The sequence below is a fragment of the Polystyrenella longa genome (assembly GCF_007750395.1).
Classification (GTDB): Bacteria; Planctomycetota; Planctomycetia; order Planctomycetales; family Planctomycetaceae; genus Polystyrenella; species Polystyrenella longa.
This window is the reverse complement of the sequence record NZ_CP036281.1, coordinates 319,221-336,230: the sequence shown is the minus strand read 5'-3', so window position 1 is coordinate 336,230 and position 17,010 is coordinate 319,221. Positions and strand designations below refer to the sequence as shown.

Sequence of the window (17,010 nt, the reverse complement as noted above, 5' to 3'; positions counted from 1 at the left end):
AGTGCCGCTCAACAATGTGATGGTTACATTTCGGTGAGAATTTTCCTCGAATGCGACCCGCCAGGAGATTTTTCGCCCTACCGGCGCCGTAAGCAGGCTCTGATTGTTGAATTTAACCCCTTGTATCGTTCAGGATTAAACTCGGTTTAATGACTTTATAACACAACCTTTTCTCCTGACTCTCCTTTTGAACCGTCTCAACACAGGTGCGCGACCATGAACCGCTATATCTCTGAATTTCTGGGGACCTTTTTCCTCGTCTTTGCTGGAACCGGAGCCGTCATTGCGAATACCGTCAACCCGGGTACAGTCACGCCGCTTGGAATTGGAATCGTGTTCGGCCTGATCGTAATGGTCATCATTTATACCATCGGTGAATATTCGGGCGCGCATATCAATCCGGCAGTCACCATCGCCTTCTGGAGTTGTGGGCGATTCGCCGGAAAGGATGTTCTTCCCTACATCATCGCCCAGTGCCTGGGGGCGATCGTCGCCAGCCTGGTTCTTCGTTTCCTATTCGGACTGGTGGGCAGCCTGGGAGGGACGGCCCCCTACTCGGGCGGAACCCCGTTTCAATCGTTTGTGCTGGAAGTGATTCTGACATCTCTCTTGATGTACACCGTCATGTGCGTTTCCACCGGCTCCAAAGAAGTGGGTACCCTCGCCGGCATTGCTATTGGAGGATTAATCGCAATGGAAGCGATCTTCGCCGGTCCCATCTGCGGTGCGTCTATGAACCCGGCCCGTTCGCTCGGCCCTGCACTGGTCTCGGGACAGATGGATGTCCTCTGGGTCTACATCGTCGCCCCAATACTCGGAGCGCTGCTGGGGGTCGTCTTCTGGAAAATCTCCCGCAACAATCCCTCACCCGTTCAGGAAAACATCTGATCGAGGGAACGTGTTTCCTTATCTGCATTCTCACAAAAAAAGACCTCCCCGCTCGCAGCAATGACGAATGAGGAGGTCTTGGTTTTTATACGGTTCAGTCTTACATGCGGATGTAGATTTTGTTCTTCTCTAAACCGCGAATTACAAGCCACATCAAAAACAGACCGACGGCCAGGCTGCCCCAACCGAACCACCAGACGGGATCCCGCGGAACGAACTGCTTCACTGCACCGCAGACAAGTTCGAACAAGACGTAAGCGGCCAGGGCATTCGTACCCCAGGTGCGGAAGAGTGGAACCTGCCAGCCCCACATATCGCAAAGGATGTAGAACAGCAGGTACATCAACAGCGAAGCCCCTGCAGCGAACGTTGGATAAGCGACGGTTCCCGCTCGTTGACTCATCATCCAGGCGTTCCAGTAGAAGGCGTCACGGGCATGATAGTCAACGACTTTCGAATCTTCATACGGTGGACGCTCCATCGGGTTGCGCCCGATTTTTTCACTGAGTGGCAACGCACTCCAACGCGAAAAATCAAAGGCAACCGGGTTCTCCGCCAGTTTCAAGTCGGACCAACCGTAGGAGGGAATTGAGTTCCAGTCAATTTCGGCAAGTACCTCAAGGTGCTCGACGAGTTGTTGCTGAGGCGGTTTTGGTTTCTCTTTCTTATCCTTCTTCTTTTGCTTCTTCTCTTCTTCCGGAGCTTCATCTTCGGGTGCCTCTTCGGCGGTCGCCTCAGGCTCGGGGACGGTGTCGGCCTGGGTGGAAGCCAGTCGTGTTTGGGCTTCTACGAGATCATCATAGTAAGGAGAAAGTTGCTCCATGTACTGAGGCTTCAACTCGGCCAACTCAGCACGTAAACCGGTCACTGTTTCGCCCGGTTCCTGCGTGAACTGTTCGATGATTTTCTTTTTGATCTCGTCGGTCGGTTCGTCTTTTTCAGGGTCAAGATTCGCTTCCGTCATCAACTGATTACGGAGCTCTTTTTTCCGTTCGATCTCCGCCGTGAGTACATTTTCGTACTTGCGTGCGACGGTGACTTTCAGCGATTCCTGCTCCTCGGTCGGCAAGACCGTCTCGGCTTTCAGCGACTCCTGGTAGTACTCGAGTTGCTGATGCAGTTCGCCCAATTCACCTTCGTGGTTTTCGACGTACTTCGTTTCCCATTCTTCTATGGCAGTAGCAACGATTTGTTCCGTGGGATAAGTCGTTTCCGGATTGAGGTCTTGAGCCTTCATCAAACCCGCCACGATTTCCTGTTTGGTTTCGTAGTCTTGCTTGGTCACTTTTCCGGCCAGGTCGCCCACATATTTATTGAAGGGTTTCAATTTTTCATGCAGCGGTTTGTTCATCGCTTTGATTTCATCATTGATGCGATCCCGATGACGGTAATGATCTTCTTTCAGCTCGGCCATTTCCGGCGGAGAAATATCATAGGTGCGAGCGGGAAAGGTAAGCAGCCAGCCAATGAGCATCACGACGATGGACCAGCAAAACATTTTCTTCAGTGGTGCGTGCCGTTGCGGACTCGCTTCGCGGGCGTTCACAACCCAATCACAGGCGATTGTTCCCAGCAGGGAAGGAATCGTCCAGGTCAGGAAACCGAGGGGACCACCATCGACGCCGTTGGGAGAGGTGTTCGCCCAGAGAAAGTATCCGTAATAGCAGGCAACTTGATGCGCAACACCGGAGCAGATCATCACCATGATGCGAGTCCTGATACTCGTCCGCAACCAGGGAAGAATCCAGAGCGACGTCATGGCAATCTGACCGAGCGTGTTTGACCAGCGACTTTTAATGGGTTGCTCAAAGACATCCCAGAACGTCAATTGCGTGAATTGTTCCCAGGTGTTCGCTGGCCGACTGATGTGATAGACGGAAAAAGTAACGAGCATCAACCCCATGATTCGACGAACCACGCGCCAGTGTGCTTTGGCCGGACTCTCTTTGTAGTCGCGGCGTCCGAACGTCAACCGAAAAGCGAAACCGACACAGAACAGGAAGTGCGGCATGATAAGATCGGCGTAGCTGGTGTACGTGTGATGATGCAGCAGGATGTTCGGAGTGATGTCTTTATAGCTACTCATGTAGTTCACGAGAAACATACCGAAGACGGTGTACCCGCGGAACTGGTCCAGCGAGACAATCCTGTTGGGCAAAGCCGGAGGAGGGGCAGTGGTCGACATAGGGAAGGGAACTTTCTCGAGATGACCAAAGGTACTGTTGCCCTCAGTCAGGTTCAGAAATGGAAATGTCGGACGATAGAAGAAGACGGCACCCTAGAAAACGGCCGTCGCAGAAATGCAGCACTGTCAGTTTATACCACAGGCCCGCTAGAGAATCGACACTCAGCAGATAGTCTCGGATGAAATCAAATCAATGATGATGTCCCCACCATTCCCTCGGCGGTCCATCTCAGCAATACCGTCACCTGATCGCCCTCATTTAATGAATGTTCAATCACTTCTTCGAGATTGACGGTTGCATGTACATAAGTCGTGCTGCGAAGATAGGAGAAGGACGGCCCATCACCTAGCCCCCATTACTCAGCCTCATTGATCCCACCATCGTCACTTTAGCCTACATATGAATCACCTATGCATTCCTATCACCGCATCAGACTACTCCCGTCACTGATACTCCAAACACTTACTGCTGTATTCCTCTGTCTGTTAGCTCCACTTCCTCTTTCGGCACAAGAGACAACCGACACTGCAACTGCATTGGCAAAGAAACTGGAACAAGTCCCTGCCTATTGGAATGAAAAAGTAGAGTTCTTCACGCAGGAAGAATACGAAGGGACATTGCAGTACTGGGCCGACACTTATCCGGAATTCTGCGATCTGGAGAGGAGAGGAGTCACCAACGATGGCTATCGCTTGTTCATGCTCAAAGTGACCGACGAGAAAACTTCAGATGAAGATAAACAAGTTTGTCTTATTACGGCATTGCACGGTGGTCCGGAACGAACTGGGACGACAAGCGTCCTCAAGCTGACCGAGTGGTTACTGGGCGATTCCGAAGAGGCTAAACAAACCCGGGAACGACAGATCGTGTTGATTATGCCCGTGATGCATCCGCGTGGTTTGTTTGTTTCGGATCGATTTCAAAACCAGGCCTCGATTGACCCCTATACCGGTGGCTCAATCAAAAACTGGGATTTCAACACAATGACTTACCTCGCCCGCGATGACGCGCCCGAGGTGGCTGCCTTTCTGGACGTCGTCGATGAGTACCAACCCGAAGTCGTGGCCGATGTTCATGGAATAGGACTGCAGGAGATCCCCGACGACCAATTAGGGGACCGGAAGATGTCTCAGGGAATGACGATGTTCGAAGTCACCGGATCGGCCTATTCGAATTTTGCCTTACGCCCTTGGGACTGGCGAATCACCGAACGCCTTAATGCCGCCGGTGAAAAAGGAGGTTACGGTTACGACCGGTTCGAGGCCGATGCGCAGCGACTGTTTCATGGCGATCAGATGGCGGGCATTGCGGATAAAACCTGGTCAGGTCGGGCGAACTTCTACACCGCCCAATACGCCTATGCGAAATACCATAGTTTAGTACTCGCGTTTGAAGTCGGTTGGGAAGAAAGCGGTTTGTTGCGGTTAAAAGAGTTGCTGCGAATTGGGAACGAGTCGTGGCAGGGGGAACCGAACACCGGTTACCCCGTCGACCGAGTGAAGAATTTCATTGGGCACTTCGTCGTCGCTTATGGTGACACCGCTTCCGCCCGACGGAAAAGCCGAGTGGAATTATGGAATCGCCAGAAAGAATTCAGCCAGGGTGTTCTCTATCCTCAAACTATTGGTCGGGATTCGTACTTTATTGGTGCGGCACCAAGGACCCGGGAGATCTTCAAAGAGGGAAAACTCGAATCCTATCTGGAGAACCTGACTCCGTTCAAAGAGGTTCAATCGGAAACGTTGAAAGTCTATGTCGAAGCGGGTCCAGAATTAAAACTCGCCACGATTATCGGCGCGGAGACAAAACAGGAAGAGTGGAAGCCCATCGAAGGGGGCATGTCGCTTCGGTTCCGGTTGCCGTACCAGGATCCCAAATTGATCGATGTCCGCTTGAACGGGCATGAACTGGAAGAGAGCCGGACAGACGGATATCAGGCCTGGCGTGCAAACGGATTTACCCAGGTACAGATCAACATTCCTCCAGAAAAAACGCAATCGATGGAAGTGATGTTGGGAACCGTCGCCTACGACTCGCAGCAACCCCGACCTCAGGGCTGGGACCCTCCCGCAAGCGTTCGTCAGAAGCCCGCTGCGGAATAAGCTGGCTCTGCGAGAACCTTCTTTAGCGTAACGCCTCCTTCAGTGTACGAAACCGGATCTGCACGTTAAGATCATACGCTTGACCAGCGGAAGTGCGCCCGGGCAGAGGCGCTTCTCGTAACCAGTTGATGTATATCGCCTTACGACCTTCGCTAACTCTTACGTTGACTACCTGGGAACGAACTCTTGTCTGAGCAGAATAAACCAAATCGATTTGAACAGGCCCGTTTGGAAAAGCTGGAAAAAATCCAATCGCTGGGTCTCGATCCCTGGGGACAGCGTTTCGACAATCATCAGGCGATTGCCGACATCCGCGACAAGGCCCCTGAAGAATCGGGAGTCGAAGGAGAACCGGTCCGCGTCGCTGGCCGGATGATGCTGCGGAACAACAAAGGGAAACTGCGGTTTTTCCATATTCAGGACTGGTCTGGTCGCGTTCAGATCATGGCGATGAAAAATGACCTTTCCGAAGAGCAGTGGGAATTAATCACCGCCCTCGACCTCGGGGACATCATCGGTATCGATGGTACCATGCGCCGGACCAACACAGGCGAAGTGACTGTCAAAGCGACTCAAGTCACCATCCTCTGTAAATCAATGTCACAGCCGCCGGAGAAATTCCACGGTCCCAAAGACATGGAAATGTTGCTGCGACAGCGGTACATCGACCTCATTTATAATGAGGGTGTCCTGCCCCGGATGCTGAAACGGACCAAAATCATTCAGGCCGTGCGGCAGACATTAAACGACCAGAACTTCATCGAAGCAGAAACTCCTGTCCTGCATGCGACAGCGGGGGGAGCCGCGGCGCGGCCCTTCGTAACACATCACAACGCACTCGACATGGATCTCTACTTGCGGATCGCCCTGGAGTTGCATCTCAAACGGCTGATGGTTGGTGGTGTGGAACGGGTGTATGAGATTGGTCGCGTTTTCCGGAATGAAGGAATCGACGCCACCCACAACCCTGAATTCACGATGATCGAAATCTATCAGGCTTATGGCAATTACGAGTCGATGATGGATTTGACAGAAGCGATCGTGGTCAATGCCATTAAAGTGAGTAACGAGTCGATGGTCATCCCCTGGGGTGAAGACGAGACCATCGATTTCACCCCGCCATGGCCCCGCAAAACCTATGCAGACCTGATTCAGGAATATGCAGGTTGCGCAATGGATGACCACGATGCGATACTGGCTGTCGCGAAGAAAAACCACATCGAAACAGAAAACAAACACCACGATGTCATCGTGAACGAAATTTTCGAAGCACTGGTCGAAGACAAGCTCGAAGGGCCTGTCTTTGTGATCGATTACCCCGCTTCGATCTGCCCCCTGACCAAACGGAAAACGAGCAACCCGGCCGTGGCCGAGCGGTTCGAACTGTTCGTCAAAGGAATGGAACTGGCCAACGCCTATACGGAACTCAACGACCCGTATCTGCAGGAAGAACTCTTCCGCACTCAGCTGGATGGACAGGATGAAGAAGATTCGATGGCCAAAATGGACAGCGACTTTATCCGCGCCCTCAAAGTCGGTATGCCTCCCGCTGGTGGACTGGGAATCGGTATCGACCGTCTGGTGATGCTGCTCACCGACACCCGCTCCATCCGCGACGTTATCTACTTCCCGCTCTTGCGACCAGAAACAAACGAATAAGGCACCTCGTCTTTTCGCGTTCCTTTTCTGTCATTTCCCGTCGGTTCCCGAATTGCTTTTTAGCGGCTCGGGGCCCGACCATTTGGCGGTGTTGATAGCGAAGTATTTATTGACGAATGGGGGCTGCCTGCGACTCGCGTACCAGATTCGAAACCTTCCATCGGCGTCACGGATGACGGATTGACTGGTCGTGTAATGCGATTCCCAGGACCGCGTGGAGTCTGGCCGAAGCACGGGATTATCAGGGTTCCGGAACCAAGTGTATCCATCCACGCTGGCCGCCATACCGATGGCCGTTGTCTGAGGACGGTCTGACCAATAACTACCATACCACATCAGATAAACACCCTCAGTCTGCATCACACACGGATAAAACAGTCGCGACTTTTCCCACTTCGCTGATACTTCCAACACGGGTTTGGGATGCACGTCCCAGGCACGCCCATCGTGACTTTCCGCTGCGCGAATGCACCACGGGTCCGCAGAGACATCGGTGTACCACATGCGATATTGATCCCCCTCTTTCAGAATCGTGGGAGCATAGACCGCTTCGAGCAACGGTCCGTTCGGATCCGACCAATGAATACCGTCATCACTGAATGACTCATACAGGCCATGAAATCCTGACGGATTCGTGAAGTCAGTTGAGCTGAACCACATTCGCAACTTCCCATCTTCCTTGATGGGGGTTCCGTCGTTTTTCCTCAGGAAGGTCGTCGTCATTATCGAATGTTTGCCATCACCGAATTGATAAACAGGATTCGGATTCGACTTCGTGAAAGATCGGCCATCCTTGCTAGTCGCTAAGCCAAGATGAAAAACACGCTCTTTCACCTTCCCCGTCGAGCCGCTATACCAGAGATAATATTCGTCTTCCAACCTGGCAACAGAAGGTGCGAACAGATGCGTGTCATCGAAGTCTCCCGATTCCCCCAGCGAGAGAATCGGGCCATCCGTATCACGTTCCCATTGCTGCGGCTGAAGCCACTTTTGTAATACCTCCGGAGGTTCCTCAGCAATCGCTGTCCAAGGACATACAAGACTGACGACAACAACCAACTCCCAAAAGACAAAACGGCGGAGCAGGTTTAAAGCGATGTTCACATTCATGGGAATCGTCACCAAATGAAGTACAAGAAGGAAGCCTTCTGATTGTAAACCGAGTTCCTGCCTGGAGAAAGCGTTTTCAACGAGGGGCAATCGAACCTACCAAGCTGAAATCCGTCTCAATCGAAACTTCTCGTGAAACGCTGGAATTGCGGTATCCAGTTTATCCCTCTGATCAGGCATGCTGTAGAATAAATTACGCTGTATTGCAGCCCGGACTCATTTCATTTCTCGCCTGAAATCAAACCCGTTCAACTACAATGATCTGTTCACCCAAACTCAAACGCTCGCTTCTCTCTTGCGTGGTCTTCCTTATTCTGTCGGCGATCGGACTTTCTGCATCGGCTTACGCGGAAAAACCGGAGATCAACTTCGAAAGAGATATTCGCCCCATCCTCGAAAACAACTGCATGTATTGCCATGGCAACGACGAGCGTGATGGAGGATTGAGGTTTCAATCTCATCAGGATTTGCTCCTGCTGAATGATTCAGGCGAACCCGCCGTCGCAGTGGGGACAAGCGCCGAAAGCGAGTTGATTAAAAGAATCTCCGCCCCTGACGAGACGCGTATGCCACCCGCTGATACAGCAGACAGATTATCAGATGAAGAAATCGCGTTATTGAAACGGTGGATCGACTCCGGCGCCCACTGGTCTTCTACTAAAGAGGAAACACAACATTGGGCCTACATCAAACCCATTAAAGCCAATCCACCCGAAGTCACTCTCAACGCTCCCATTCAGAATCCGATTGACGCCTTCATCTTGAGCAAACTGGAACAAAGTTCTGTTTCACTCAAGCCGGCATCCCCCTCTGATCCGGCAAGGCTGATGCGGCGCGTCTATCTCGACCTGACTGGACTCCCTCCCACTCCGGAAGAAGTCGATTCCTTTCTAACGGATCCTTCTGATTCCGCATATGAAAAAATCGTGGATCGTTTGCTAGCGTCCCCTCGCTACGGAGAGAAATGGACACAGCACTGGCTCGACATGGCCCGCTATGCCGACTCCAACGGTTTCCAGGCGGACCAGCTACGGACCATGTGGCTCTATCGAGACTGGGTAATCAATGCGCTCAACGACGACCAACCGTTCGATCAGTTTACGGTTGAACAACTGGCGGGCGATTTACTTCCCAACGCAACCTGGAGTCAGAAAGTCGCCACCGGCTTTCATCGCTGCACCACCTGCAATGTCGAAGCAGGGGTCGATCCCGAAGAGAACCGCGTTAATCAAATTATAGATCGAGTGAATACGACGAGCTCCGTCTGGCTCGGCACGACTCTGGAATGTGCTCAATGCCACAACCACAAATACGACCCGTTTTCTCAACAGGACTATTATCAGTTAATGGCGTACTTCAACAACACGCCACTCGAAGTCGAACAGGAAGGAGACAGCGTCACCTTTAACTTCTACGGTCCCAAGCTGGCGAAACCTCTTAGTAAAATCGAACAACTGAAATACGACGAACTGAAGACGGAACGAGAGACGCTGGGTGAAAATCTGGAAATCATTCGCGAAGAACAGAAAGTTCAACAGGAAAAGTGGGAAGAAAAGAAACAGGGCGAACTGACGTCGAAAAAGAATTCGAAACAGGAGTTGAGTTCCGCTGAAGCCAAAACTCTGGACACGCTGAACTTTCCACGAGAGAAGCGGTCTTCACAACAAAATGAATATCTGCAGAGCTACTTTGAAAAGCAAAACACGGAGATATCAGGGCTGCAGAAGAAACTCTCTGACCTCGATCTTGAGCTACAACAACGAGAGCCACCGACGTCTCTGGTGATGCGGGAACAAGATGAAATGCGGGAGACCTTCATTTTCAAACGAGGCGATTTTCTCTCCCGTGGGAAAACGGTTACTCCTACCACACCCGCTGTTCTGCATCCTCTCAACTCAGCAGTAGACCCAGTCAATGTAGAAACGGGAACACGTCTTGAATTCGCAAACTGGCTCGTCTCGCCCGAGAACCCACTCATGGCTAGAACGACGGTGAACCGCTGGTGGGCGCATTTCTTCGGTCAAGGAATCGTTGCAACTTTGGAAGATCTGGGCACTCAGGGTGAACCACCCACACATCAGGAGTTACTCGACTGGCTGGCTGTCGATTTCATGGAAAATGGTTGGTCACGTAAACATGTTCATAAGCGGATCGTCATGTCGGCCACCTATCGCCAATCGACCAAAGTCACGAACGCCCATCTTCAATTGGATCCTGAAAATAAACTTTATCCCCGGGGACCGCGTCAACGATTGTCAGCAGAATCGATTCGCGACAATGCCCTCGCCATCAGCGGTTTGCTGACACACAAACTCGGCGGCCCTCCCGTGTACCCACCTCAACCGGACAAGATTTGGAAGCATGTGGGACGCAATGCCCCTGAATACAAAATCGAAACTGATGAAGATCGTTATCGCCGGGGGCTGTATGTTATCTGGCGCAGAAGTGCCCCTTATCCCAGTTTTATCAACTTTGACGCTCCCGACCGCGCCAGCTGCGTGATCAGTCGCTCTTCGACCAACACTCCTTTGCAGGCATTAACACTCCTGAACGACCCCGCCTACGTCGAAATGGCTTGGGGCTTGGCGGACCGGTTGGCCTCGACGAAGACCGAAGGTGATCTGCGTGAGAAGCTAACCTACGGGATGCGACTCGCCATTTCCCGAGAGCCCTCAGAAGACGAGATCAACACGTTAGCCGAACTATATCAAACTGAACTAGCCCGGTATCAAGAGAATCCGAAGCAGGCAGAAGAAAGACTACCTCAATCCGCTTTGAAGCTGACCTCCCTGGTAGACAAAACGGCCACACCCGTGGAGCTCGCAGCCTGGTTCAGCATCGCGAATATCCTACTTAATCTTGATGAAACCATCACGAAAGGGTAATCATGCCTACCCGTCCTGGACACCCTCATTCGATCCCAGCTGAGCAGCTAGCGAGCTTGCGCGAGGCGGCTTTGATCAAATCGCGCCGTAGCTTTTTTCAGCAGGCCGGCATGGGTGTTGGCGGGATGGCACTCTCCACCTTACTGGCCCAGGAATCATTGGCCAGCAACACGCTTAAATCTGATGCTACCGAGTCCACCCACGCAACGCACTTCGAGCCTCGCGCAAAAAATGTAATCTTTCTGCACATGGTAGGTGCTCCGTCTCATCTCGATCTATACGACTACAAACCAGAACTACAACGGTTGAACGGAGAGTTGGTTCCTGATCACCTCTGGGAAGGATTGAGACTGGCGTTCATCCGGAAGCAGCCCTCTTTACTTGGGAGTCCCTTTCAATTCAAAAAACAGGGAGAGAGTGGTCTCGAACTCTCCGAACTGATTCCCCAACTGGGTGAAGTGGCCGATGAATTGTGTCTGGTTAAATCGCTCCACACCGAACACTTTAACCATGCTCCCGCGCAACTCTTTTTCCAAACCGGTTTCGAGCGATTTGGGCGTCCCTCATTCGGTTCCTGGGTGAATTACGGTCTCGGATCAGAGAATCAGAACCTGCCTGGGTTTGTCGTGCTGATCACCGGTCAGGTTGCCGGTGCGGGGAACAGTCTATGGGGAAGCGGATTTCTCCCATCCGTATATCAGGGAGTCGAGTTTCGATCTCAGGGAGACCCCGTCCTCTTCCTCTCCAACCCGCAAGGAATGTCGCCCGAAGACCGGGAAAGCATCATTTCTGGTATTAACCGTTTGAACCGCTTTCAATTGGCAGATGTCGGTGATCCGGAAATCGCCACCCGCATCAAACAGTATGAGCTTGCCTACCGGATGCAGACGGCCGTCCCCGAACTGATGGATGTCAGCGGCGAACCAAAACATATACACGAACAATACGGTTCCGAACCCGGCAAGGCCAGTTTTGCCAACAACTGCCTGCTCGCCCGCCGCCTTGTCGAACGGGGCGTCCGCTTTGTCCAGTTGTTTGACCAGGGTTGGGACCACCACGGCAGCGTCAAATCGAACATGATCAAGAAGTGCCAACAGGTCGACCAACCTATTGCGGCTCTAATAAAAGACTTGAAACAACGTGGACTACTGGACGACACCCTCGTCGTCTGGGGGGCCGAGTTTGGTCGCACCCCCATGGTGCAGGACACCAGCAATACGGGTCGCGTGAATGATCGCGCGGGAAGGGATCATCATAAAGATGCGTTTTCTGTCTGGATGGCAGGGGGAGGTGCCAAGAAAGGGTTCAGTTACGGCAAGACGGACGACATCGGTTTTCATGTTGCTGATAACCCGATGCACGTCAATGATTTTCATGCCACGTTGCTCCATCTCTTAGGTATGGATCACAAACAGTTGACGTTCAAACACCAGGGGCTCGACATGCGACTGACTGGCGTCGCGGGAAATGTCATCCACGACGTGATCGCCTGACCTGTACGTTTCCTGGTCGGTACGATTAGACTACCTTAACTCAATGCCCTTAACTCAATGCCTGTAATTGTCGGTGAAAAGCTTGATGTACCGTGGCTTTACGGCGTTGGGACCCGCTAAACTGAACCCAAACTCGGCAGGTCGAGTTCTGTATTCGCGTCTCCTCTTTTTGTTTTTGATTTCCAAACCATGCCCGCCAACCTGACGCCCCAGTACCACAAAGCTGAAGAAGAATTTCGACGCGCTCAATCCGCGCAGGAACAGGTCGACTGCCTGCAGCGGATGTTGCAACTGATTCCCAAGCACAAGGGAACAGAGCGGATGCAGGGCGACCTGAAACACAGGCTGAAAGAAGCCCGCGACGCCTTGCAGACCGAAAAGTCGGCCCCCAAGAAAGGGGTCAGTTACAGGTATCCCCGGCAAGGTGCCGGGCAGATTGTCATCGTGGGTGGTCCAAATTCTGGAAAGAGTCGCCTTGTTCAGGAACTGACAAACGCCGAACCCGAAGTCGCCGATTACCCCTTCTCTACCCGCGAACCCCTGCCCGCTATTATGGAATGGGAAGATGTTCGTGTGCAGCTGATCGACACACCTCCGATAACGATTTCCAATTTGGAACCTTACCAAATCAATCTGGTTCGTACAGCGGACGCGGCCGTTCTCTGTTTCGATGGCAGTTCGGACGACAGCCCTGAAGCGACAGTGGAATTACTGCAGCAACTGGAACAACGAAAAACAGTCCTGGCCAGTCAGTCCGGTTTCGTGGAGGACGACTTCTCCCGGATCCAGATCAAAACGCTCTTTGTCGTCACCCGGGGCAAAAACGCAGAAGCCCGCATGCGAGTCGAATTCCTGAGGGAAATGCGAGATCACCCCTTCGAGCCACTCTATGTCGACTTGGAAAACGAAGCCGACCAGGAAGAATTACGAACACAAATTTTCCAGCTTCTCGATTGCATCCGTATTTATACGAAAGCACCGGGAAAACCAGCGGATTACTCCTCCCCGTTCACGATTCCCCGTGGAGGATCCGTAGAAGACCTCGCCTATGTCATTCATCGCGAACTGTTCGACAGCATGAAATTTGCTAAAGTATGGGGAGAAAGTGCCCACGACGGACAGACAGTGGGGCGCGACCACCAATTGTGCGACAAAGATTTGGTGGAGTTACATTAAGAGCCCCCATTTCCCCGCTCTATTCATAATGATCCTTTAGGAACGACCTTCCACACCAACGCACCACTCCGTTTAATTCAACCTGAAAAAAGAAATTCGTTCCATGCGCCTGATTGGAAAACTGGACTCTCCCGAAGAGACCAGATTATTCGCAGAGTATCTCCTCTCCAAAAAGATCTCTTCCAGCGTCGACCAGGATGATCAAGGTTGGCACATCTGGATCATCGACGAAGACCAAATCGATGTCGCCCGCGCAGAGTTAGAGGCGTTCAAGCAGGATCCCAAAGCTGAAAAGTTTCGCGAAGGAGCCATTCAAGGTCGCAAATGGCACAAAGAAGCGTTGAAAGAAGAACGCAAACAGGCTGCTCGACAGGTTGATGTGCGCAGACAGTGGGAACCGGCTCACATTTCCAAATGCCCAGTAACATTGTTCCTCATCGGGCTCAGCATTCTGGTGGGATTATTGAGTTCCAATTTCGGAATTGATGTCGGAGCCAAACGGGACACGGGTCCGGTTCCTCAAATGCTTTTCCTGAATGTAGATGCTTATAACCTGAATCCACCCGATACTATCGAAGGCGCTGTGCTCCATTCCGCCTCGATTCATCAATACTGGCGATACATCACACCTATCTTTATTCACTTCGGAATTTTACACATTCTGTTTAACATGATGTGGATGAAAGACCTCGGTCCAACAATCGAATCTAAAATAGGATCGTTTCAATTTCTGCTAATGGTGCTGATTATCGGACTGGTATCCAACCTCGCTCAATTCGTGATCGACTTTTACATCTCTCATGGAGTAAATCCGTTCTTCGGAGGCATGTCGGGCGTCATCTTTGGCCTGTTTGGATTCATCTGGCTGCGAGGTAAACTGGATCCCGCTTCCGGGTTCTTCATGCCGCCACGACTGTTGGCATTTCTGGTCATCTTCCAGGTTCTTTGCTTCCTCGGCATTCTCGGAAACATCGCCAACTGGGCGCACCTGTTTGGTTTCATCAGTGGCGCTGCCATTGGAGGCGCCCCGGCATTCCTCCGTAAAGCCTGGCGTAGCTAAAGCTCCGCCACCAAGATATCGATACTGGTCGCGGTTACTGAATCTTTCCGCGACCGTGAATCGGCAGAATCGCTTCGACTTTGTTATTGCGGCAGGCGATGAAGTTATCGTGCAGCGGCGTGGTGAAGTCGGCATAACCCACGAGCAGTTCGACTTTGTCACCGATCTTCAGTTCCTGGGACTTTGGTCCCAGTTCCAGTTCGCAATGTTCGGCCGACATACGGACGACTTCCGCGTCGTCGTAGTCTTTGGGGACCGGGAGGCAGATGTCGGGATTGATTGTTTTTCGCCCCGAATCCAATACCGCCTTCGTCAAATTGGGTCTACTGACAACAGTGGCCATTACCGACAATGCGTATCCGAGACCATCAACTTTGCAGCGTGTCTGATAGAACGGATCGGCGAAGATTCCTCCGCCCGCTTGTAACTCCGTCACCCAGTCCAAGTCGGACGTAATCTGGTAAGACCCGGTTCCGCCGGCACTGACAATGTCGCAACAAAGCCCTTCCTTCACCAGCATTTCCTGACAATGGCGTAATAGCCCGACTGACTCTTTAATCTTCTCCAGTTTTTCCGTGGGATCTTCAATGAGCAACAGGTGCCCCTCGTACCCCATGATTCCTTCCAGCTTGATTCCCGGGAGTTTATCGATTCCCCGTGCCAGCTCAACCGTGTCTCGCCCCGGTCGGACGCCGACCCGGTTCAGCCCGATATCGACTTCGACCAGCACTCCACAAGTAACGCCATATTCGACGCAGACTTTGGAAAGCATTTCCGCCTGCACGTAATGGTCGCAACCGACGATGATGTGATTCTCGCGGCAGAGTACAGCCAGTTTCTGTAATTTGGGCTGACCGACAATCATGTTGGCGATCAGAATATTGCGGATACCGGCAGAGGCAAAGACTTCTGCTTCGGAGACTTTGGCGACGGTGACTCCATGTGCCCCCGCATCGATCTGCTTCCAGGCGATGGCAGGAGTTTTATGGCATTTCTGGTGCGGACGCCACTCTTTGCCCCGCTCTTTCATAAAGCTGGCCATCAGGCCAATGTTCGATTCCAGAACATCAAGGTCGATCGTCAGACAGGGTGTATCGAGATCGAATTTATCCAAACCAATTAAATTATTCAGCACGTCAGTTCCACATCTCAAAAGCAGGAAAAAAGCATCGGTAAACGCGTCATTGAATCTCGATCATACCGAGTCCTCCGCCAACTCAAAAGGATCGCTGCCCTACTTCCTGCGAACGACCACCGTACCGGCGACCATATCGTGTAAAGCCCGCTTATGAGGATGGAACGCGACGAACAGCACGCTGAGCAAGCCCGTCAATGGGAAGAACTTCACGAAGAACCGCAACGTCCCTCGTACAAGGCTAAAGGGATATACCCAAGTACTCTCGACTTGAATGCGGACGATCTGCTTTCCAAATGTCGCTTTGTCGGCCGAGCGTTGCATCAGAGTGAAATAAAGCCAGACCAATAGAAACAAGGAGAGCCCATCAGCAACCCAGAGAACAGCGACTTCCCCATTCACCCATCTGATGAGATTGAACATTCGATCCATGAAAATCCAGAAGAACAGGACCAGCGGCGACAGGATCAAGAGGATTCCAAGATCGAAAGCCAGGGCCACAAATCGCATCCACAGTCCAGCATACTGCGTCTCTTCAACCCCGTCCGCTGCAAAGAGGGCCGCATATTGATCCTCGTTCGAATCAGTCTCAACGTTCAATGTGGGCTCCCTGCGATTTTATTTCAGGCACTTCGTTCGAAGCCTAACTCTTCACTACCAGAGTACTGGCGATCAAATCATGCAACGCCTGTTTCTTACTGGTGAAGGCCGCCATGATGTAACCGATTAAGAAAATAATTGCAGATAGATACTTGGCAAATGTTCTTCCCAAAGCACGCAGAAAGCTAATGCGTCGACCGTGGAGGTCGGTCACTTTAATACCCAACAGAAGTTTCCCGGGTGTGCCCTGATACGCAGAACTTTCAAAAAAGGCGAAATAAAGAATTCCAAGGGCATATTCCATCACTGTGCCCATCACTGCGTTGTTTCCAAGGACCCACATCACTTCTTCCATCAATATGAAGATAACGACCGTCACGATTGTATCCACCATAAGCGCACAGAATCGCAGCCAGAAACCGGCATACTCCAGTCTTTGTGCATGATCTCCTTCTCCACGAGTGCGTACGTATTCGGTCTCGTCATAAGTTTCACTGTCGGGATCGTACTCTTCATCGTAGGGAGCATAATCCGTGTTCGCGAACTCAAGCCCCTTCAGACGGGTTGCCGGTAACCACTCATCCATATCCTCTTTGCGAACCAGGTCGTTCGGGTTTAAAGTTCCCGCCACGGCCATCCGCCGGAGATCGTCACTGGTAACAGGTCCATGTTCTTCACCATTGATTTGGTAATACCATTTAATAGGGTACATGATG

12 protein-coding genes are annotated in these 17,010 nt (G+C 51.9%); 7 read left to right on the top strand and 5 right to left on the bottom strand.

The features are described from left to right. The first annotated feature begins 216 nt into the window (after window positions 1–216). The gene (locus Pla110_RS01190; RefSeq protein ID WP_144992378.1) at window positions 217–888 is read left to right on the top strand and encodes an MIP/aquaporin family protein; all 672 of its coding nucleotides are present in this window, start codon (window positions 217–219) and stop codon (window positions 886–888) included. A gap of 100 nt (window positions 889–988) precedes the next feature. Here Pla110_RS01190 and Pla110_RS01185 read toward each other — a convergent pair whose 3' ends face one another. Next, window positions 989–3,073, bottom strand: coding sequence for a heparan-alpha-glucosaminide N-acetyltransferase domain-containing protein (locus Pla110_RS01185; protein WP_144992376.1), 2,085 nt, complete (start codon window positions 3,071–3,073; stop codon window positions 989–991). Between the two features lie 411 nt (window positions 3,074–3,484). Here Pla110_RS01185 and Pla110_RS01180 point away from each other — a divergent pair, with 411 nt between their 5' ends. Together Pla110_RS01180 and lysS are read left to right on the top strand one after the other, a co-directional pair. Continuing rightward, window positions 3,485–5,176: a M14 family zinc carboxypeptidase gene (locus Pla110_RS01180; RefSeq protein WP_144992374.1), complete on the top strand. Its 1,692-nt coding sequence runs from the start codon at window positions 3,485–3,487 to the stop codon at window positions 5,174–5,176. Window positions 5,177–5,362: 186 nt separating this feature from the next. Further along, window positions 5,363–6,835, top strand: coding sequence for a lysine--tRNA ligase (gene lysS / locus Pla110_RS01175; protein WP_144992372.1), 1,473 nt, complete (start codon window positions 5,363–5,365; stop codon window positions 6,833–6,835). A 30-nt stretch (window positions 6,836–6,865) separates the two neighbouring features. On the opposite strand, the gene Pla110_RS01170 is transcribed toward lysS, so the two are convergent. Beyond that, window positions 6,866–7,945, bottom strand: coding sequence for a glycoside hydrolase family protein (locus Pla110_RS01170; protein WP_144992370.1), 1,080 nt, complete (start codon window positions 7,943–7,945; stop codon window positions 6,866–6,868). A gap of 257 nt (window positions 7,946–8,202) precedes the next feature. Here Pla110_RS01170 and Pla110_RS01165 point away from each other — a divergent pair, with 257 nt between their 5' ends. The 4 genes from Pla110_RS01165 (at window position 8,203) to Pla110_RS01150 (ending at window position 14,559) form a co-directional block, all read left to right on the top strand. Further along, on the top strand, window positions 8,203–10,830 hold the full coding sequence (locus Pla110_RS01165; RefSeq protein WP_144992368.1) for a PSD1 and planctomycete cytochrome C domain-containing protein: 2,628 nt from the start codon (window positions 8,203–8,205) through the stop codon (window positions 10,828–10,830). A 110-nt stretch (window positions 10,831–10,940) separates the two neighbouring features. Further along, window positions 10,941–12,323 carry a DUF1501 domain-containing protein gene (locus tag Pla110_RS01160; protein WP_390620505.1) on the top strand — a complete coding sequence of 461 codons (1,383 nt, stop codon included), beginning with the start codon at window positions 10,941–10,943 and terminating at the stop codon, window positions 12,321–12,323. A gap of 189 nt (window positions 12,324–12,512) precedes the next feature. Then, on the top strand, window positions 12,513–13,499 hold the full coding sequence (locus Pla110_RS01155; protein WP_144992364.1) for a GTPase: 987 nt from the start codon (window positions 12,513–12,515) through the stop codon (window positions 13,497–13,499). A 103-nt stretch (window positions 13,500–13,602) separates the two neighbouring features. After that, window positions 13,603–14,559 carry a rhomboid family intramembrane serine protease gene (locus tag Pla110_RS01150; protein ID WP_144992362.1) on the top strand — a complete coding sequence of 319 codons (957 nt, stop codon included), beginning with the start codon at window positions 13,603–13,605 and terminating at the stop codon, window positions 14,557–14,559. A 34-nt stretch (window positions 14,560–14,593) separates the two neighbouring features. Here the strand turns inward: Pla110_RS01150 and Pla110_RS01145 are convergent, their stop codons facing one another. The 3 genes from Pla110_RS01145 to Pla110_RS01135 all read right to left on the bottom strand — a co-directional run bounded on the left by Pla110_RS01145 (window position 14,594) and on the right by Pla110_RS01135 (window position 17,006). Then, complete coding sequence (locus Pla110_RS01145; protein ID WP_144992360.1) at window positions 14,594–15,694, bottom strand: DSD1 family PLP-dependent enzyme; 1,101 nt, start codon at window positions 15,692–15,694, stop codon at window positions 14,594–14,596. Between the two features lie 99 nt (window positions 15,695–15,793). Next, window positions 15,794–16,294 (bottom strand): RDD family protein, encoded by a 501-nt coding sequence (locus Pla110_RS01140; RefSeq protein WP_144992358.1) that lies wholly within the window; start codon window positions 16,292–16,294, stop codon window positions 15,794–15,796. Window positions 16,295–16,337: 43 nt separating this feature from the next. Then, window positions 16,338–17,006, bottom strand: coding sequence for an RDD family protein (locus tag Pla110_RS01135; RefSeq protein ID WP_144992356.1), 669 nt, complete (start codon window positions 17,004–17,006; stop codon window positions 16,338–16,340). Window positions 17,007–17,010: the final 4 nt, after the last annotated feature.